The 18,470-nt window shown below is 52.7% G+C and carries 14 protein-coding genes; 4 read left to right on the forward strand and 10 right to left on the reverse strand.

Annotated features, from left to right (window positions below; genetic code table 11):
- The 3 genes from ABEA66_RS06865 to pheS all read right to left on the reverse strand — a co-directional run bounded on the left by ABEA66_RS06865 (position 1) and on the right by pheS (position 8,647).
- Positions 1–4,410: a hypothetical protein gene (locus tag ABEA66_RS06865; protein ID WP_345586994.1), complete on the reverse strand. Its 4,410-nt coding sequence runs from the start codon at positions 4,408–4,410 to the stop codon at positions 1–3.
- Between the two features lie 732 nt (positions 4,411–5,142).
- Positions 5,143–7,590, reverse strand: a complete 2,448-nt coding sequence (gene pheT / locus ABEA66_RS06870) for a phenylalanine--tRNA ligase subunit beta (protein WP_345586996.1) — start codon at positions 7,588–7,590, stop codon at positions 5,143–5,145.
- Between the two features lie 22 nt (positions 7,591–7,612).
- Positions 7,613–8,647 carry a phenylalanine--tRNA ligase subunit alpha gene (gene pheS / locus ABEA66_RS06875; protein WP_079914466.1) on the reverse strand — a complete coding sequence of 345 codons (1,035 nt, stop codon included), beginning with the start codon at positions 8,645–8,647 and terminating at the stop codon, positions 7,613–7,615.
- A gap of 630 nt (positions 8,648–9,277) precedes the next feature.
- Here pheS and ABEA66_RS06880 point away from each other — a divergent pair.
- A complete protein-coding gene (locus tag ABEA66_RS06880) occupies positions 9,278–9,976 on the forward strand; it encodes a helix-turn-helix domain-containing protein (protein WP_345586997.1) in 699 nt (232 codons plus the stop codon).
- Between the two features lie 200 nt (positions 9,977–10,176).
- Here ABEA66_RS06880 and ABEA66_RS06885 read toward each other — a convergent pair whose 3' ends face one another.
- The 6 genes from ABEA66_RS06885 to ABEA66_RS06910 form a co-directional block, all read right to left on the reverse strand.
- Positions 10,177–10,704 (reverse strand): hypothetical protein, encoded by a 528-nt coding sequence (locus ABEA66_RS06885; protein ID WP_345586998.1) that lies wholly within the window; start codon positions 10,702–10,704, stop codon positions 10,177–10,179.
- Between the two features lie 36 nt (positions 10,705–10,740).
- Positions 10,741–11,196: a signal peptidase II gene (gene lspA / locus ABEA66_RS06890; protein ID WP_192701284.1), complete on the reverse strand. Its 456-nt coding sequence runs from the start codon at positions 11,194–11,196 to the stop codon at positions 10,741–10,743.
- Positions 11,197–11,228: 32 nt separating this feature from the next.
- The gene (locus tag ABEA66_RS06895) at positions 11,229–11,429 is read right to left on the reverse strand and encodes a hypothetical protein (RefSeq protein ID WP_192701285.1); all 201 of its coding nucleotides are present in this window, start codon (positions 11,427–11,429) and stop codon (positions 11,229–11,231) included.
- 106 nt (positions 11,430–11,535) lie between these two features.
- On the reverse strand, positions 11,536–11,745 hold the full coding sequence (locus tag ABEA66_RS06900) for a hypothetical protein (protein ID WP_079914462.1): 210 nt from the start codon (positions 11,743–11,745) through the stop codon (positions 11,536–11,538).
- A 347-nt stretch (positions 11,746–12,092) separates the two neighbouring features.
- Complete coding sequence (locus ABEA66_RS06905) at positions 12,093–12,557, reverse strand: hypothetical protein (protein ID WP_345586999.1); 465 nt, start codon at positions 12,555–12,557, stop codon at positions 12,093–12,095.
- Positions 12,558–12,646: 89 nt separating this feature from the next.
- Complete coding sequence (locus ABEA66_RS06910; protein WP_345587000.1) at positions 12,647–13,153, reverse strand: hypothetical protein; 507 nt, start codon at positions 13,151–13,153, stop codon at positions 12,647–12,649.
- Positions 13,154–13,454: 301 nt separating this feature from the next.
- On the opposite strand from ABEA66_RS06910, the gene ABEA66_RS06915 reads away from it, so the two are divergent.
- The 3 genes from ABEA66_RS06915 to ABEA66_RS06925 all read left to right on the forward strand — a co-directional run bounded on the left by ABEA66_RS06915 (position 13,455) and on the right by ABEA66_RS06925 (position 15,878).
- Entirely contained in the window at positions 13,455–14,069 is a 615-nt protein-coding gene (locus tag ABEA66_RS06915) for a VC0807 family protein (protein WP_079914459.1), read from the forward strand.
- Positions 14,070–14,179: 110 nt separating this feature from the next.
- The gene (locus ABEA66_RS06920) at positions 14,180–14,815 is read left to right on the forward strand and encodes a TetR/AcrR family transcriptional regulator (protein ID WP_345587001.1); all 636 of its coding nucleotides are present in this window, start codon (positions 14,180–14,182) and stop codon (positions 14,813–14,815) included.
- Between the two features lie 316 nt (positions 14,816–15,131).
- Complete coding sequence (locus ABEA66_RS06925; RefSeq protein ID WP_345587002.1) at positions 15,132–15,878, forward strand: sulfite exporter TauE/SafE family protein; 747 nt, start codon at positions 15,132–15,134, stop codon at positions 15,876–15,878.
- A gap of 131 nt (positions 15,879–16,009) precedes the next feature.
- Here ABEA66_RS06925 and ABEA66_RS06930 read toward each other — a convergent pair whose 3' ends face one another.
- The gene (locus ABEA66_RS06930; RefSeq protein ID WP_345587003.1) at positions 16,010–18,112 is read right to left on the reverse strand and encodes a TerD family protein; all 2,103 of its coding nucleotides are present in this window, start codon (positions 18,110–18,112) and stop codon (positions 16,010–16,012) included.
- Positions 18,113–18,470 lie beyond the last annotated feature (358 nt).

Here is an 18,470-nt window from a genome sequence, read left to right on the forward strand (position 1 = left end):
TCACTCATTTTCGACAACCAGTTCAATCCATTCGTTATATTCAATTTGCAGCTTCTCATATTCGGACTTCAACTCCTGCAATTCGGTATATACCTGTTGAGCCCGTTCGCGATGATCGTTATATTCCTCCTGCAAAGCCTTGTTGCGAGCGGCTTGCTCGTTAAACTGCTCCTGAAGCTCGTTATACAGCTCGATTTGAAGCTGCAGCTCTTCCTGTTGGGTGGAGAATTGAATCCGCGATTGCTCAATCTGAGCGGACAGCTCGCTTTGGAGCTGCTGCCCCTCGCGATATTGACGCTCGAGCTCCTCGATTCGCGCGGCCTGCTGCCCCTGCTCCTGCAGCAGGCTTTGATTACGTTCCTGCTGCTGCCGGTACAGCTGCTCCAGCTCCGCCAAACGCTCATTTCCATGAAGCAGCTGAGTTTCCAGAGCGGCAGCGGCTTCCCGCTGGCCATACAGCTGTTCCTGCAAGGCGGCTCGCTCCGATTCCAGCTGCTGATTGGCAGCTCGGCTTTCCGTCTCCTGCTGCTTCATGCGGGCCTGCAGCTCAGCTAGCTGGCCCTCCAGCTCCTGATACAGCTCTTCTTGCAGCTGCAGCTCCTCCCGCTGCTCTCCGCCGAGCTTGCGAAGTTCATCCGTCTGCGCGGTTAGCTCCTCACAGCGACGCTGCCACTGGCTCGCGCTCTCTTGCAGCTGCAGCTGGTACGTCTGCTGCTCACGGAATTGCGCCATCAATGCGCGGAGCTCCTCCTGCATCGTGGCCAGCTGCTGCTGCTGATCCGCAAGCTGAGCTTCCCGCTGGCCAAGCTGCTCGCGCAAGGAGGCGAGCTGCTGCTCGCTTTCGCGAAGCGCCTCGGCGCTGCTCTCCGCCTGCTCCTGCAAGCGGCGCTCCGCTGCGCTATGCAAGGACTGCAGTTCCTCGTACATCTCCTCCTGGAGCTGCGTCTCTTCGAGCTGAAGGTCCAGCTTGCGCTGGAGCTCGGCAGCCAGCTCACGCTGTGCCTCAAGCTCGGATTGCAGAGCTTCGCTATGCTGCTGATGATTCTCCAGGCGCTCCAGGGCCGCTCTGCTCTCTTCCGCTTGCTCGTTCAGCTGCAGCTGAAGCTGCTGCTGCTGCTCCATTGCTTCCACCAGCTGCTCCTGAAGCTGGTTAGCCAATGCCTGAATTTGCCACTGCTCGGTACGCGCCTGCTTCTGCTGCTCCTGATTCCGTTCCAGCAGCTGTTCGTATTCCTTCTGCTGAAGCTGAATTTGCTCGTTCAGCTGCTCGTTCAACAGGCCTAGCTCCTCATAGCGCCGGAGCTGCTCCTCGCTTTGCCGCTGCAGCTCCAGTGCTTCGTCTTGTTGACGCTGCAACTGCTCTTGCAGGTCACGAAGCTTCTGCTCGTGATCCAGCTTCAGCCGCTCCAGCTCCGCAGTCAGACGGGCAGCCTGCTGCACGAGCTCCTCACGCAGCCTTGCTGCTTCCAGCTGCGAGCGCTCCGCTTGGGCAGCCAGCTCTGTTTGCAGCTGCTCTGCTTCGCTGCGCATCCGATCCAGCTCCGCTTGCAAGCGGCCGGTCTGCGCCTCGTGCTCCTCATGCAGCTTGGCCGCCTCGGACTGCAAATGCTCCGCTTGAGCGGCAAGCTCCGTCTGCAGCTTCGACGCTTCGCTCCTCGCTTGCTCCAGTTGCTCGCTCAGCTCTGCTTCCTGCATCCGGCTCATCTCCTCCAGCTCTGCCGCCGATTCGCGTTCCTTCGCCAGCTCCTGCTCCAGGTTGCTGCCTCGCTCCTGCTCGCTTCTCAGCCGCGCCTCCAGCTCCGCTTGCAAGCCCCGCTCCTGCTCCAGCTTGCGCTCTTGCTCAAGCCTTAGCTGCGACAGCTCCGCAGTCAGGCGGCTTACCTGCTCCGAGAGCTCCTCACGCAGCCTCGCCGATTCCGACTGCGAACGCTCCGCTTGGGCAGCCAGCTCCGTTTGCAGCTTCGACGCTTCGCTCTTCGCTTGCTCTAGATGCTCCATGAGCTCCGCTTCCTGCATCCGGCTCAGCTCTTCCAGCTCCGCCGCCGATTCGCGTTCCTTCGCCAGTTCCTGCTCCAGGCTGCCGCCGCGCTCCTGCTCGCTTCTCAGCCGCGCCTCCAGCTCCGCTTGCACGCTCCGCTCCTGCTCCAGCTTGCGCTCTTGCTCCAGCCTTAGCTGCGACAGCTCCGCCTGCATTCGACTGGCCTGCGCTTCAAGCTCCCCATGCAGCCTTGCCGATTCCGACTGCGAGCGCTCCGCTTGCGCCACCAGTTCCGCTTGCAGCCGCTCTGCTTCCCTGCGGGCTAGCTCCAGCTGCTCTGTCAGCTCCGCTTCCTGCATCCGGCTCAGTTCTTCCAGCTCCGCCGCCGATTCGCGCTCCTTCGCCAGCTCCTGCTCCAGGCTGCTGCCGCGCTCCTGCTCACTTCTCAGCCGTGCCTCCAGCTCCGTCTGTACGCTGCGCTGCTGCTCCAGCTTCTGTTCGTGCTCCAGCCTTAGCTGCGACAGCTCCGCCTGCATCCGGTTGGCCTGCACCTCAAGCTTCTCGCGCAGCTCTGCCGATTCCGACTCCCAGAGCACCAATTGTGCTGCTAGTTCCGTTTGCAGCTGCTCCGCTTCCCTGCGGGCCTGCTCCAGCTGCTCTGTCAGCTCGGCCTCCTGCATCCGGCTCAGCTCTTCCAGCTCCGCCGCCGATTCGCGCTCCTTCGCCAGCTCCTGCTCTAGCTCACTGCCCCGCTCCTGCTCCGCCTTCAGACGGGCTTCCAGGTCCATCTGCGCGCTGCGCTGCTGCTCCGCTTCCTGCTCCCGCTCGCGCTTCAGCTGCTCCAGACGCTGCTGCAGCTTCGCCAGCTCCACCTGCGCTTGCTCCGATTGCGCCGCAAGCTCCGTCTGCAGCTGGGACGCTTCGCTCTTCGCCTGCTCCAGCTGCTCTGTCAGCTCGGCCTCCTGCATCCGGCTCAGCTCTTCCAGCTCCGCCGCCGTCTTGCGTTCCTTCGCCAGCTCCTGCTCCAGGCTGCTGCCGCGCTCTTGCTCCGCCTTCAGACGGGCTTCCAGCTCCGACTGCGCGCTGCGCTGCTGCTCCGCTTCCTGCTCCCGCTCGCGCTTCAGCTGCTCCAGACGCTGCTGCAGCTTCGCTATCTCCACCTGCGCTTGCTCCGACTGCGCAGACAGCTCCGTCTGCAGCCGTGAAGCTTCGCTCTTCGCCTGCTCCAGCTGCTCCGTCAGCTCGGCCTCCTGCATCCGGCTCAGCTCTTCCAGCTCCACCGCCGTCTCGCGTTCCTTCGCCAGCTCCTGTTCGAGCTCACTGCCTCGCTCCTGCTCCGCCTTCAGACGGGCTTCCAGCTCCGACTGCACGGCGCGCTGCTGCTCCGCTTCCTGCTCCCGCTCGCGCTTCAGCTGCTCCAGACGCTGCTGCAGCTTCGCCAGCTCCACTTGCGCTTGCTCCGATTGCGCCGCAAGCTCCGTCTGCAGCTGGGACGCTTCGCTCTTCGCCTGCTCCAGCTGCTCCGTCAGCTCGGCCTCCTGCATCCGGCTCAGCTCTTCCAGCTCTGCCGCCGTCTCGCGCTCCTTCGCCAGCTCCTGCTCAAGGTCGCTGCTGCGTTCCTTGGCGAGCTTTAGCTGCTCCTCCAGCTCTGACAGCCCGGCGCGCTGCTGCTCCAGCTCCTGCTCCCGTTCACGCTTGAGCCGCTCCAGAACGGTGCTGCGTTCCTGCTCATTCTTCAGCTGTTCCTCCAGCTTGGCCTGCAGGCCCCGCAGCTCCTCCAGCTGCTGTTCGCGCTCCTGATCCAGCTGCTCCAGCTCCGACCGAAGTCTTGCCGCTTCGGATTCCAGCTGCTCGATTTGCGCGGTCAGCTCCGACTCCTGCAAAGCGCTCAGCTCTTCCAAATCCGCTACGGCCTTACGCTGCTCCTCCAGCTGCTTTTCCAGGCCCCGGCTCCGCTCCGACTCGCTTTTGAGCTTAGCCTCCAACCGTTCACGCTCTTGCCCCGACAGGTTTAATGCATTCTGCAGCCTGGAAGCCTCCGCCTCGAATCGGGTCCGTTCTTCTTCAAGCTTATTGCGCTCGGACTCCAGCTCTTGCAGCCGCTCGCGTTCTACCTCCAATTCCTGAAGCACCACCGCATGGCGCTCTTTGAGGTGGCCCAGCTCCTCCTTGGATTTCTCCAGCTGCTTTTGCTTCTCCAGCAGCTCTTCAAGCTCATCCTGCATTTTATAGTAATCATCTGATATATTTACTGCCGCCAAAACGGCTATTTTAGGCGTATCGAGACGCGGCGAACCCTCGGCGATTTTATGCATTTGATCGTTCACCTGCGCCACAACCCGTTTCATGTTCGTCGCGCTTGTTTTGGCAACCAGCTTATAAGGGGTGCCGAATATATCTACCGTCATTCGGATTTTCTCTTCATTGCTCACAAGTAAACTCTCCTTTCTTACCTTCACAGAGGAGGTTTATAAAGTCTCCGCGCGGAATGTACCGGAAGTCCGATCTAGTTGAAATAAGAACCCGGCATACGCCTTCAAAGGCCGCGATTCATTCCATGGAACGGCAGACATTTGTAAACACTTGGAAATCTAAATCAAATTCCTCGTTTCCCAATATATTTCGATAAGCGGAACGTGTTTTCCTGCTGTAGCAGGCATACTTTATGACAAATTGCGAGCCTTTTGACGGGGATAGACCTGCAAAGTAAGGAGAGTCTGTTGAAACACCTATAGAGCTTGAACTATTGCCAATATACGAAGGTGGGATATCCTATACAGCCAATGTTGAAATCCGCAAAATAACCCCACAAAGTGGGGCCAGATTGTCGAGAAACCTATAAGGCTTGAACTATTGCTAATATACTACGGTGGGGTATGCCCCTCCAGCCGCTGTTGAAACCCGTGAAAGGGATCAGATTTAGTGGTATTTTCACGGGTTTCAAAGGCGGACGTAAACTCTTCCGAGGAATACCCCACCTCCATATTTAGCAAAGTTCTCGCAAAACTAGGTTTCTCGACAGACTCGGGCCTTGGCTTCCAAGCTGATTCAGGTACTTTGCGGGGTGCCCTGAATTTTATAAGGTGCACAGAAAAAAGGCTCCTCGTATCTCGTGATACGGGAACCTTTTGCATCAAAAGCTTGCTTCTTTATGATACTGCCGATTACTTTCGCAGCTCGGCTTCAAACGTTTGTTCCAATGCTTCCACGACTTTTGCGTGAAGCTCGCTGACTTCCTCATCGGTCAGGGTACGTTCAGGAGTCCGGTACACGAGAGCAAGCGCAACGCTCTTCTTGTCGGCGCCCAAACGCTCGCCTGTGTAAATATCAAATACTTGAATCGACTCCAGCAGGCTGCCTGCGACTTCACGAACTTTGGCCATCAGGTCGCCAACCTGTACGTCTCTGTTTACGACAACGGCAATGTCGCGTCCGATGGACGGATAACGAGGCAGCAGCTTGTGCGTGATGCGGCCGCTTGCCTGCTCGGCCAGCGCGGAGAATTCTACCTCCAGCACGTAAGTGTCCGCCAAATCCTTCTTCTGCTGCAGGGAAGGATGCAGTTGGCCGATCGTCCCGATCACTTGCTCTCCTTCCGCTGTTTGCAGCGTAATATGCGCCGTACGGCCCGGATGGAAGCCTTCAGGCTGAGCCGCTTTATAGCCGATACCTTGCAGGCCCAGGTAGCTTACAACACTTTCAAATACGCCCTTCAAATCGTAGAAATCGACATCGCCTGCCTTGCCCGTCCAATGCGTTTCATGACGTTTGCCTGTAATAAGCGCAGCCAGCATCAGACGCTCCTCCGGAAGCTTCGTCAAGGACTCTTCGTCTGTAATGAACGCCTTGCCGATTTCGAACACCTGCACATCGTCCGTATTGCGGTTCCGGTTGTATGCCGCCACTTCCAGCAGATGAGGAATCAAGCTTGTGCGCAGCGTGCTGCGCTCTTCGCTCATCGGCATGGACAAGGTAATCGGCTTCGCCTCAGGGTACGCACCCGGGAATTCGGCAATTTGGTCCGGATGCGTGAAGGAATACGTAATCGCTTCATGCAAGCCGCTTCCTGTCAGCACGTTCCGTACCAAACGGCGTACCACCTGCTCCTTCGTCAAGGCTCCCGGAGTCGTAACACCGCTCATCAATGTCGTCGGAATGTTATCGTAGCCGTACAAACGTGCCACTTCTTCAATCAAATCGACAGCGCGCGTAATGTCGCCGCGACGGCTAGGCACATGAACCGTGAAGGCTTCGCCTTGTGCTTCCACCGCAAAATGCAGTCTTTCAAAGATGGCGCCGACTTGCTCCGCCGTCAGCTCCGTACCCAAATATTGATTGATTCTGCTTACGCTGAGCTCGATTTGGACCGCTTTGTTTTCCTTCGTCACCGCTTCAACGATACCCGATGCTACCGTCCCCCCGGCGTACTCAGCCATAAGGGAAGCCGCACGGTTGAGCGCAGGAATGACCGCCTCCGGATTCACTTCTTTTTCGAAACGAAGCGAAGCCTCGGAACGTAAGCCGAGCTGTCGGGAGGTCTTGCGCACCGTTCCGCCGTCGAACTTCGCCGATTCCAGCAAAATGCGCACGGTTCCGTCCGTAACCTCGGAATTTTCTCCGCCCATAACTCCGGCAAGCGCGACAGGCTTCGTTCCGTCTGTAATCAGCAGCATGTGCGGCTCTAGCTCCCGCTCCACTCCATCCAGAGTAACGATCTTCTCTCCCGGCTTCGCCATGCGGACATCAATATGTCCATTAGCCAATTTATCTGCGTCAAATGCGTGCAGCGGTTGACCGTATTCCAGCATAACAAAGTTCGTAATGTCCACGATGTTATTGATCGGACGAACGCCTGCCGCCATCAGACGATTTTGCATCCAGAGAGGAGAAGGTCCGATCTTGACATTCTCGATGTAGCGCGCAGCATAGTGCGAGCATTGCTCCTTCGCCGTAATTTCAACGGAGATATGATTGGAGGCTTGCCCTGCGGCACCTTTCTTATTCAAGCCCTGCTCGGCATCCGGCAGTTGAACCGGACGTCCAAGAATCGCCGCGATCTCGTACGCTGCTCCCAGCATGCTCAGACAGTCGGAGCGGTTCGGCGTGAGGTCGAAATCAAGCACCTCATCATTAATCGCCAATACGTCCAGAACGCTCTCCCCGATCGGAGTGTCTTCCGGCAGCACCAGAATTCCTTCCTGGATTTCTTTCGGCAGCAGCTTATCGTTCAGTCCAAGCTCCTTCGCTGAGCAGATCATGCCTTGAGATTCCACACCGCGCAGCTTCGCGCGTTTGATCACCAAGCCGTCAGGCAGCTTCGCGCTGACAATAGCTACAGGAACCTTTTGGCCTGCGGCCACGTTCTTCGCTCCGCACACGATTTGCAAATCCTCGCCTTGCCCAACATCCACCGTACATACGCTCAATTTATCGGCGTCCGGATGCTTTTCTCGCGTCTTGACAAAGCCGACGAATACTTTTTCTACCCCTTTGTTGCGCTTTTCTACAATATCGACCTCAATGCCGCTTCGCGTCAGCTTTTCCGCCAGCTCGTCGGCTGTATAACCATTCACATCCACATACTGGGATAGCCATTGATAAGATACTTTCATGTCCTCTTAACACTCCTCTCGATTACAAATGGGCGAACTGCTTCAAGAAACGCAGATCGTTCGTATAGAAATGACGGATGTCTTCAATGTCATATTTGAGCATCGCTACGCGTTCTACCCCGAGTCCGAAAGCGAAGCCGCTGTACTCCTCAGGATCATAACCGCCCTTTTCCAGCACGTTCGGATGCACCATGCCTGCGCCGAGGATTTCGAGCCAGCCGGTTTGCTTGCATACGCGGCAGCCGCTGCCCCCGCACATCGCGCAGGTCACGTCAACCTCAACGCTCGGCTCCGTGAACGGGAAGAAGCTCGGACGCAGACGAATTTGTGTATTTTGCCCGAACAGCTCGCGCACGAACTGAAGCAGAGTGCCCTTCAAATCGCTCATGCGAATGTTGCGGTCGATAACGAGACCCTCGATTTGCGTGAACATATGGGAATGAGTCGCATCGTCATCATCACGGCGGTATACTTTACCCGGGCAAATGATTTTGACCGGCACTTCGCCTTTCATTTTCTCCATAGTACGAACCTGTACCGGGGAGGTTTGCGTGCGCATCAAAATTTCTTCAGTAATATAGAAGGAGTCCTGCATGTCGCGGGCCGGGTGATTTTTAGGCAGGTTTAACGCTTCGAAGTTGTAATAGTCCTGCTCGACCTCCGGACCTTCAGCTACCGTATAGCCCATCCCGATGAAAATGTCCTCGATCTGCTGAATGACTTTGCTGATCGGATGCGTCGCCCCTACAGGCGAAGGCCGGCCCGGCAGCGTCACGTCGATCGTCTCGGCACGCAGACGCGCTTCCGTCTCAGCCTTCTGGTACTCCTCCTGTTTGCTTTCGATGACGGCTTCGATGGCGCCGCGAACCTCATTGGCGACCTGCCCGATCACCGGACGCTCCTCAGCGCTCAAAGCGCCCATACCGCGCAAAATTTCGGTCAAAGGACCTTTTTTGCCCAAATATTTGATTTTCATTTCAGCAAGCTGCTGTTGGTTCGTCACCTGAGCCAGCTCCTGCAGCGCTTCGACTTTTAGTGCTTCCAAACGCTCTTTCATGTGTTCATCCTCCTTTTAGTTTTTTGCTTCAAAACCTTCCTGGACCGCCGTATTTAGGGCGCTGCCTCATAACCCCCGGTTAGCCGATAACCTTTGTTAACCATCCTGCTCCAGGCAACAAAAAAAGGCTCATTCATCCCGGTAAAGGGACGAATAAGCCGTGGTACCACCCTTGTTAGAAGGCTTCAGATCCATACCCGACCGGCGCTTCGGCGCCAAAATAAGGATAAGGATTCCTTCTCACTCATTGAAAGTAACGGTTCCGAACGTTCATGTTCTTGGCCGGATCCCTCCTACTTGCCCCAGCGGAAGCTGCGGTTTCAAAGGACTGCTCGGGAGGGAACTTCGGCAGCCTGTTTCTGTAGAACCGCTCTCAATCTCCGGCGGCTCCTCCCTGTAAAGAGGCACTGCTTACTTTTCTCCGTCAACGCATTTTTGGATATGAAACTTGAGCTTATTATATGAAAATTGCATCTTCATTGCAAGTACCGGTCCAGATTTGCATGCCCATCTTTCGTTATATCCACTTGTTTTATGTGAGCAGCTTGTCGAAATTTGGTGACTTTTCACACTCCTTCTTGCATAATGGTACTTATAATAACCATGAAGTTAAGGTCAGGAGGTTAGCGCTTGGCTATCTTATCTAACTTTGGACAAAGGGTGCGGGAGCTTAGGTTAAAAGCAGGGATGTCGCAGGAGGCGCTTGCGGTGCGCTGCGGAATGGACCGTTCTTATATTGGCGGCGTCGAGCGGGGCGAGCGGAACATTTCGCTGGAAAACATATCGATCATAACAAATGCTCTGGATGTCGATATGAGCTATTTTTTTGATAATGAGCGCTTCTCCATGCACTCCGCTTATGTAAAGAGCGAATATGAACGCGCCTTAAGCGAACGGTTTGTTTACCACATTGACTTTGACGAACAGGTCATATCCTGGCAGGTCAAGGGAGTTCTCAGCGCAGACGATGTCGGTAAGCTTTCCTTCGATCTGAAGATCGCCTGCACTTACTTGACCAAAGGCCATATACGGCTGCTGATCGATAACAGGGGGATGGTAGCGAACGGACATCCGTTTGTTTTTTCGCCGGATACGAATGAAAGGATCGAGGAGCTTCAGAAGTGGATGTTTCCTCACTGTCAGAAGGTCGCGGTGCTGTGCAATTCCAAGCTGATGAAGAATCAAATGGATCGCCTGGGCAGCCGGACGGGGATGAAGCAAATTTCCCAGCATTTCTATAAGGACGGTAGTGAGGACGTCGTTGCCCAAGCCTATGCTTTTCTCGGCATCACTCATAATCCGTTGGTTACACCGGAACCGATCGGCTGACCCGGCTTTGGACAGGAGCTTCATCGGGATAGCTTACCGTCTGCACCTTTTCAGTCGAAAACCCGGGGCGGATAAGCCTCGGGTCTTGTTTTCGTGTGCATGATGCTCTTTGATTTGGAATAAAGGACTGCTCCTATACGCACTAAGTTGGACCGCAGGATTCGTACAGTTCACCGTAGTAATGGCACACAAGCGATTCCTTATTGCTGCTTGGCATACTTATGCATGTTCGTAATGTATTCCTCAACCAGCCGCTGAATGGAGGCAAGCTTCTCCTCCGGATGGCCATAGCTCTCCAAAGCCTGTGTCATGGCCTGAATATATTTGTCGCCCAGCTTTTTGAGCGCTTCGCTGGAGCTGCAGTATTCTTTCAAGTAAGCCGGGATAAAGTAGCATTCCAGCGAGTCCATAGAGAAGGTGTAATCAGCATCGCCCGCTTCTCCCGCCTCATCCTTGCTTTGTTTCATCTTGTCGTACAATCCGGTCGTCGTAATCAATCCCAGCCGGTAGGTTCTTCTAATAAATTCATACTGCTCCTGCCCGATAAGCCCCTGCTCGTGCTGCCTCTTACTTCTCTCATCCAGGTAATACAGGATGCCTCCCCATTCCGAGGTGAATTTCAGCCAAAATTCTATATCGCTATGATCGATAATGATGCTGACAACCTCATCAAATACGATATCCGGATTTTCGGAAAGCATTGCCTGCACTTGCATGTTGGAATCCATTTCTTTCTCTCCTATCTGAACGATTGGTTTAACTTTTTATGAGACGGGTTTTCTTAAAATGATGGACACGGCTGCGGTTATTAACAAAAGAACGACCCCAATATTAATGGCCACATCCGCCAAATTAAGAATGCCATGGCCTGAGGTAAACTCCAGAAAATCCGTGACTTTCCCGAATAATATACGGTCAATCGCATTGCCGGCTGCACCGCCGACCAGAAACCCCATGCTTATGTCCATCGGCTTCCCCTTGATCTCGCCTTTCTGCCGGTAATACAGCACTCCTGCAATAAAGATAACCGCGAATACGGCAAAGAGCCTTCCATATCCTTGAAACAAGCTGTGAGCCATCCCGCTGTTCTCGTAGTGGGTCAAGTTGAGAAAGGATTCCCACAGCGTAACCGTGGACCCGACCTCTATGGAGCCCCGTACCGCTATTTTGGCCAGCTGATCCACTGCAATAACCATAATGGCTATACAATAAAATAGCATGAGATAATTTCACTTCTTTCTTTGAGCAGTCCTTAAGGCTCGAGAGTCCGCGGTACTGCATTGCGCAGAGCGGCCGCCAGCTTCTCCAGCTCCTCAATTCCAGTCTCATCAGTGTACTGCTTTCCGTTCATTTCATGAACCTGAATGTGATGTTCGTGTAAATGCTCCAACGCCTGATCCAGCCGCAAACCGAGTATACCGCAAGCGGAGTCGATTTCAAATTTATTTTTCATTCTCGTTCCTTTCCCCTCGAATCTACCAATTCCATTTTTTGTAAAACTTGAACTTTCCTTCATAATCATGTACCTTAGACAAGTGCCTATTATTGCACAGCTTATTTTAATAGATTCGAATTGGAGTTGAACCATCATTTTTACCAAAGTATTGAAAAGCGTATTTCTTGTTGCCTTTAGTGTTCTCATCAGTTATTTCTTTGTTGGCGGAGCGGTAATGGGGATCATCAGCCGCATCGGAAGCTTGTTCCGTACGACATGATTCCATCCTCCGACGAACTATTTGGAGTCTAGTTGATAGACTTTCCACTGGCATTAGGTAGCCTCCTGCTGCGTTGTCCAATCCTTCCTTACTCTCTATTTTCTCCAAATTTAGCAAGCATTCTGCATGACGCTATATTCCTTTTCTTATATCCTTGTTCTCTTCTTCTTGTTTTCTTCTGGTTATTAGGAGGCACCACCCCCTGCGGTAAAACCGCCTTTCGGCGGCAAGCAGCCGGGACTTTTATCGGGAGCCCGCATGGAACACGGATGCGTGTGAAAGGTGGTCTTGCTCCCTAATTCCGGCGATTTTAAACCAAATAACCCTCGGGCTCGCGGTCCAGCGGGTTACAGGTCTCCATCCCTTCCATTGACGCTATTACTCCCGCTCAGGAAGACATACTATTTCAAAATAATAACGAAATATCCGTACAGGATCTCCAGCTCTTGCAACGAAACCTGAAGCTCATCGGCCTGCTGCTGGAACGAACAATCCGGTTTATCCACCAACAGCTGTAGCAGCGATTGCGCCAGCCCGATGGGGGACTGCTCCAGATCCGGCTGCAGCACTTTGAACTCATTCAGCGACCGGTTGCTTTGGATAATGCCAAAATCCGAGAGCTTCTTTAAAGTGCTGGTAATGTCCTGCGTAGTCGTATCCATAAAATTGCTTAAAACTTTGACAGATAAGCTGCTTATGCCTTCGTTATTCGCCGTGGACTGCAATAAGGCAGTCAGCTTCTTGTAGGATTCGATTCGAAGCAATGCCCGGTCAATGACGCGGGACGAGAAAACCGATTGCATGGGATCACCGTATTTCATAAAGGATTCGATGTGAAGATACGTTTGGTAAAAAGATAACGCCATGATGCTGCATTTCCGCGATAAAATCTTACCATATGTCGGCGCAAACTGCTATAGAAGCCGATCCGATGCTTCATCTGCCGTGTTATGCATTACTCATACAATCGCCCCAGCTCCAAAAATACTCCCAAGGTGAACCAATCGCAATGGGGATCGTCGCCCAGGTGGTCTTCCAGTCCGGATGCCGCACACTCCAGATACGAATGAACGTCAAAATTGTACCAGGTGTGGTTCGTCCTTGAAGTGGTCCCTAAAAACCGGTACCGGTTCTCCTCTTCCTGCCGCTCCATCTCCCTCAAATCAAAAATATGAAATTGCAAAACCTCTCTTGTATAAGTAAAACCGTCAATGGCTGTTTCCAAAACGGGAGGTCTGCTGCATTGGTTCCACTCTTCCATGTATTGTATCGGCGCTGTATCGAAGCTTTGTTCCAGCAGCTTACCTACCAAAGAGTAGGTCATGACTTCATTTTTATAAGACAAGACATTAACATAAAGCGACCTAAGATAAGATTCCAGCGAAGCATCCGAGCGGCTTCCTCTTTCCTGCAGCATACGGTCAACATGGGCCGACAGATCTATAGGGGTTTGAATGTTCAATCGGTTCTCTTCCCTTCCAGTATGGATCTATATATCATTTGATGCGGATGAATCGATTCCCTTCTTTCTATCTGTTTATCCTACTATGGTTCCCGTCCACTGGACACATACCCATTTCTCATCTCATACAAAAAAAGTTGCACTGCCCCTTTACATACCTACCGAAGGTATGTATACTGATACTTATAAAATACCTACCGAAGGTTGGTTGATTAAAATGAAACAGCTGCTGACAACAAAGCTTTGTGAATCATCGATCGTGAACATTTATTAATCGGTCCTAAAGAAAGGATGAATGAACATGAATAAAACCCGCAATGAAATCATTATTACGATCATCCTGAATATCGTACTGCCTTATGCGATTTATCAGCTGCTGATTCCTCATACGAGCAGCCTGGCGGCGCTGTCAGCCGCGGCTTTCGTTCCGCTGTGCGACTCGCTGTACAGCCTGATCAAGAACCGCAAGGCGGATATGTTTTCCGGCTTCATCTTTCTTGGCCTTATTCTTGGCATCATCGCAGTTCTTATGGGCGGCGACGAGCGGTTTATTCTGCTGCGGGAGTCTTATGTAACCGGGATCATGGGTCTGCTCTTTCTGGTATCGCTGCTATTGGCCCGGCCGCTCATTTATCATTTCGCCGAGCGGTTCACAGGACATGATCCCCAAATGAACGACAAATGGGAGCGGCTTCCGAACTATCGGCGCACGTTCCGCCTGCTAACGGCAGTTTGGGGCATCAGCCTGCTGCTGGAGGCGTGCGTCAAGGTTGTGCTTGTGTATGCGCTGCCGATTTCCACGTTTCTTGCCGTATCACCGATCGCCACGTACGGGATTCTCGGGCTGACGATCTGGTGGAATGTCGTGTACGTGAAGCGGATAAAAAGACGTGCAGCAGCCAATCCCCAAACCTAGGCCATCGGGCGGTTCATTTGTAGAGGGATCGAAGGTACAGGTATAATAAACCGAAGCAGGGCTGTCCAGAGTACAGTAAGAAACTAAAGAACGGTTGGAGGTAGAAAACCATGCAGGATAAATCAATGAACGCCAGCCTTAGAAAGCTGCTGGACATTGCCGAAGAGATGATCTTGGAGAAAGGCTGCCGGGCGACGACACTTCAAGAGATCGCCGATCGCGGCGGCTTGACCAAGGGGGCCATCTATCATTATGTCAAAAGCAAAGACGAATTGTTCGGCTTGATTCTCGAGGCGGGGATCGAGACAACGAATCAACGCTTTTACGAATCCGTCGCCCGGGTGCCGGAAGAGGAGAAGGAGCTGGAAGCGCCGCTGGATACGTTGACCGGACGGCTTGGCAATTTGAATCGTGCGGATAATGCCGCTAATTTGATCTTTATCTATTTGCTCAGCCAAAAGGATAAACCCGCCGTGGCAAGCATCTTGAGCCGTTATTACGAATCCGCAGTCCAAGCCTCCAAGAAATGGATCGAATTCGGACAGCAGCATGGAGTCATCCCTTCCCATATCGACGCGGAGAAAACAGCTCGAATGTTCGCCCTATTCAAAAACGGACTGCAGGTGCAGCACATCCTGTCGCCCGATCGAAGCGAAATCAGCGATAAGGATATATACGAATTCATGTTACACGCGCTAGGAGGCGGCAGGACTCAAGAATCCGACAATCCTGCCGGCAGGAAGTAAACATACGTTATGACAAGTCCTCGTAAAATCGAGGACTTTTTTTGGCATGGTTCCCTCTGGAAACATCGATAGATTTTTATGCAAATCACGTCTCGAACCAACGTCGCCAGACGAACACATTCCGTTTTTGACAATTCAAATTATAAGATTGTAGTTCCCTATGTCAGATCATTTTTAACATAGTACAAGTGTGATTAAACGCCTTAAAATTCGTATTTTAACCCACATTTCTTTATGATATGATACCATAAACGAAAGGAGGAAATGATTTGGAAATTCAAACAACAGCCATTTATCCCAACAGGAGAACAGGACTATGACGGCTTCGGTGCTGACGCTGGCAGTAACGGCTGTTTTTATCGGAGCTTTGATGAGAGCGGTGTTCGGCTTTGGAGAAGCGATCGTGAGCATGCCTCTGCTTGCCCTGCTCCCGATTCCGCTGCAAACTTCCGTATCGCTCATCGGGCTAGCCGGGTTAACCGTCGCCCTATTCACAGTATTCAGCGGTTGGCGACATGTTGACCGCGCCGTGCTGATCCGGTTGGCGTTCACGGCCGTGATCGGAATCCCTGCAGGGCTGCTCCTGCTTCGAACGACTCCTTCAAGTATGATCACTTCCGGACTCGGGGTTTTTCTGATCGTCTATGGTGGGTACTGTCTGGCTAAAAAGAGCCTGTCCCGGGCCATGGAGCGTCCGCTGCTGAATGAGCGCGGCTGGGTACTGCCGTTCGGCTTTGCCTCGGGCGTGCTTGGCAGCGCCTACAATTTCAATGGCGTGCCCGTCGTTGTCTTCGGCACGCTTCGCCGCTGGAGCCCGGACCGTTTCCGTGGCACCCTGCAGGCGCATTTTCTTATTTCGGGCGTTCTTGTGGTGGCGGGCCATGCGCTAGGCGGGTTATGGACAACGGATGCGCTGGAGTTGTATGCTTGCTCTTTGCCTGCGATTCTCGGAGCAACCGCGCTCGGTCTCTATCTGAGCAAACGGATTCCCGCAGCCAAATTCGAAAGCAGCTTATTTATTCTCATCATGGTACTGGGAATTTTGTTGCTGTTTCCACGGTGAGGCACAGCAGAGACTAAAAACCAGCTAATGTTTATCAAGCATTAGCTGGTTTTAGTGCTTCCTCCCTCTTTTCTCAAAGCTTTATTGGCTAAGGGGCAACCGTTCTCTTTTTATACACCCCATCTTTTCTTCTAAACAATAAACTCCCCGATGATCTTGCTTGTATCAAAAGGCGTAATTCCCCGATCCACGGAAAATATCGTATCCGCCGCATCCGCATCGCAGACCAGCTGACCTCTCGCCTCGGCATGCAGCAGGAAGAGATCGTACAGAGTCGGCTTCTTTAGAGTCGTCATCGCTTGCCCCATCAGAACCATCCCGCGTTGATTGCCCTCAACATTGTTATGGTAGTTAGGATGTCTGGTAAGAGCCAAGTCCGTCCAAATGACCTTTCGCTCCACCAAGTCCATAATGACAGGGATCGCAATTTGGGTATCCGCTGTAATATCGATTTTGTCCACCACGGTCGAAGGCTCGAAAACCCCGCCCTTACCCGGATTGGCTCGGATCATCCACCCGGCAAAGCATTCCGGCAGATCGCAATAAGGCTGCTCCGTGAAGGAATTCAGCGAAGCCACAATATACCGCCCCCCGTAGCTGACGATGGAAGGAATATGGAGATCGATGAACTCGCAAGCCCCGTTAGGCGCCGAGGTAATATCTCCGCTATGGGCAGCCTTGTACTTGTCGGAGCGAAGGTTCGTGTAGGAGATGTGCTCTACGTACTGCCAATTCTCATCATACATAACCGCCGACAAATCAATATCTACCCGTCCCGTAGGTCTCCCGTCGATAACGCCTTCCTTCCACCAAGTGAAAAAACGGATCGTATTCCCCGGCGGCATCTCCAGTTGGCTCCCCCTTACTATTGTTCGCAGAGACTTGCTGGCCGATCTCTGGGAGAAGGGAACCTTGTAGGACTGCAAGCGTTCATCCATGTAGATGCTGCCTAATGGCGGCAATGCTGCAAAACGCCTGATCAATGTGCTCCGGCACAAATCCACGATGGCTTGACATACCTCGGGGGCTAGCTGGACAAGCCGATTTTGAATCGCAACCGCTTTAGCTACATTCCCCTTTGGAAAAAAGGTACGAAGCCCCTGCAGATCATTTCTATGTTGAAAATGATTCTGTACTTGCAGCAGCACCGGAGTGGCTACCTGCTCAATCACTTCCCCGAACGCTTCAACAACAAGCAGAGCATCATCCGTTATGTCCGTTATTCTCAACACATGGTCCAGCTTTCGGGCAAACTCGCCGGGACGGGTTCTTAACAAATCGACCGCTGTCCACACATTGTTATAGAGAAGCGCCAGCTCAAGTCTTCCTCTAAAGGTCTCAAAAGGCTTGTTATTCCGAAGAATATCAAACGCCTCTTTACAATGAAAGAATTGGTTTTTGTACTCCGATGGATGCAAAATCTCCCCCAAACGAATCCAGCGATGCTTGAATCTAAGCATATCTTCCGTTATAGGATGGCATTGCTCCAACAGCCCCAAAAGCAATCGTCTTTCGGATCGTTTGAACTTCCGGAATTTCGTAGGGTTGGCCAGGCTGATATCCCCGTCCGATAGTGCAGCCGCCAGCCGCAGGACGTCCGTTGCGGTTTTAATGTATCGGCCGACAAGCTTAACGTTTGCTCTGCCGTGTTTGATCAACGCTCCGACTGCCAATCCTACATTTTCTTTCAGAGGGATTTCCAATGGCAGAATGGTTTCCAAATCCTCATAATGCGCAATGGCCCAATCGATATCTTCCTTATCCGTTGCCGAGATGGATACCTTCGCTTGAAGGAGCTGCCGAATCATTTGATCGAATTCCGCTTCGCTCCCCAGATCGATGACCTTCAAGTCCACTTGCTCCAGCATAGGAAACCGGTCTATAGCTTTATATTGCGGCAATTCAAGCGTGATGTAATGAAGGATGGCGTTGATATAAAGCTCTGCTTCACTTGCCAGCATGACTTGTTGAGGAAAGTTGGGGTACATCGGCTTGTAATTCACATGAGCACCGACGAGGGTTTTCAGATCAGCAACCAGCTGATCGTACAGTTGCGTGAACGCTTCGACGGATAACGTCCGGACTGTATCCATGAGCCGCTTTGAGAAGGTAAAGCCAAGGTACTCGATATTTTTCATGGCCGTGGCCAAATATCTCTCGGGAAGTGGACTGGAGCCCGAACCCGGTTCTATAATCAGCTTGTTTTCTCTACGCAGATATATCACATTTTTCATATTAAGACTCCAGGAAATGAATATCCCTAATCGTGGAATAGTGAGAAGGAAGGAATATAATAGCCTGGATGCCTCCTTTCCGATTATAAAATAAACCAGGAAATTCGCATCTCTATACTTTAACAGAGTTTTTTAGAAGGAAGAGATGCGATAGCCTGATCCGCCTTCAAGTAAGCTGCGCCCCTAGATCACCCAAGATAGTTGTAGAAGGAAGGAGCGCAATAGCCTGAAGGTACGTGTGAAAGTCCGTGTTCCCGGCCTTTCGTGTATTTATCTTCCCATATCCTTCCTCTTGCGAACAGGGTGAAAGTATTACGACGAGGGTACATGCGATATCTTTTTCAACCAGATCTCACTA

It is taken from the genome of Paenibacillus vulneris (assembly GCF_039543185.1).
Taxonomy (GTDB): Bacteria; Bacillota; Bacilli; order Paenibacillales; family NBRC-103111; genus Paenibacillus_S; species Paenibacillus_S vulneris.

Coding starts and splice junctions, on each gene's coding strand:
- pheT (WP_345586996.1), bottom strand. CDS start 7,590: ATGAAAGTATCTTATCAATGGCTATCCCAGTATGTGGATGTGAATGGT.
- pheS (WP_079914466.1), bottom strand. CDS start 8,647: ATGAAAGAGCGTTTGGAAGCACTAAAAGTCGAAGCGCTGCAGGAGCTG.
- ABEA66_RS06885 (WP_345586998.1), bottom strand. CDS start 10,704: ATGGATTCCAACATGCAAGTGCAGGCAATGCTTTCCGAAAATCCGGAT.
- lspA (WP_192701284.1), bottom strand. CDS start 11,196: ATGCTATTTTATTGTATAGCCATTATGGTTATTGCAGTGGATCAGCTG.
- ABEA66_RS06895 (WP_192701285.1), bottom strand. CDS start 11,429: ATGAAAAATAAATTTGAAATCGACTCCGCTTGCGGTATACTCGGTTTG.
- ABEA66_RS06900 (WP_079914462.1), bottom strand. CDS start 11,745: ATGCCAGTGGAAAGTCTATCAACTAGACTCCAAATAGTTCGTCGGAGG.
- ABEA66_RS06905 (WP_345586999.1), bottom strand. CDS start 12,557: ATGGCGTTATCTTTTTACCAAACGTATCTTCACATCGAATCCTTTATG.
- ABEA66_RS06915 (WP_079914459.1), top strand. CDS start 13,455: ATGAATAAAACCCGCAATGAAATCATTATTACGATCATCCTGAATATC.
- ABEA66_RS06920 (WP_345587001.1), top strand. CDS start 14,180: ATGCAGGATAAATCAATGAACGCCAGCCTTAGAAAGCTGCTGGACATT.
- ABEA66_RS06925 (WP_345587002.1), top strand. CDS start 15,132: ATGACGGCTTCGGTGCTGACGCTGGCAGTAACGGCTGTTTTTATCGGA.
- ABEA66_RS06930 (WP_345587003.1), bottom strand. CDS start 18,112: ATGAAAAATGTGATATATCTGCGTAGAGAAAACAAGCTGATTATAGAA.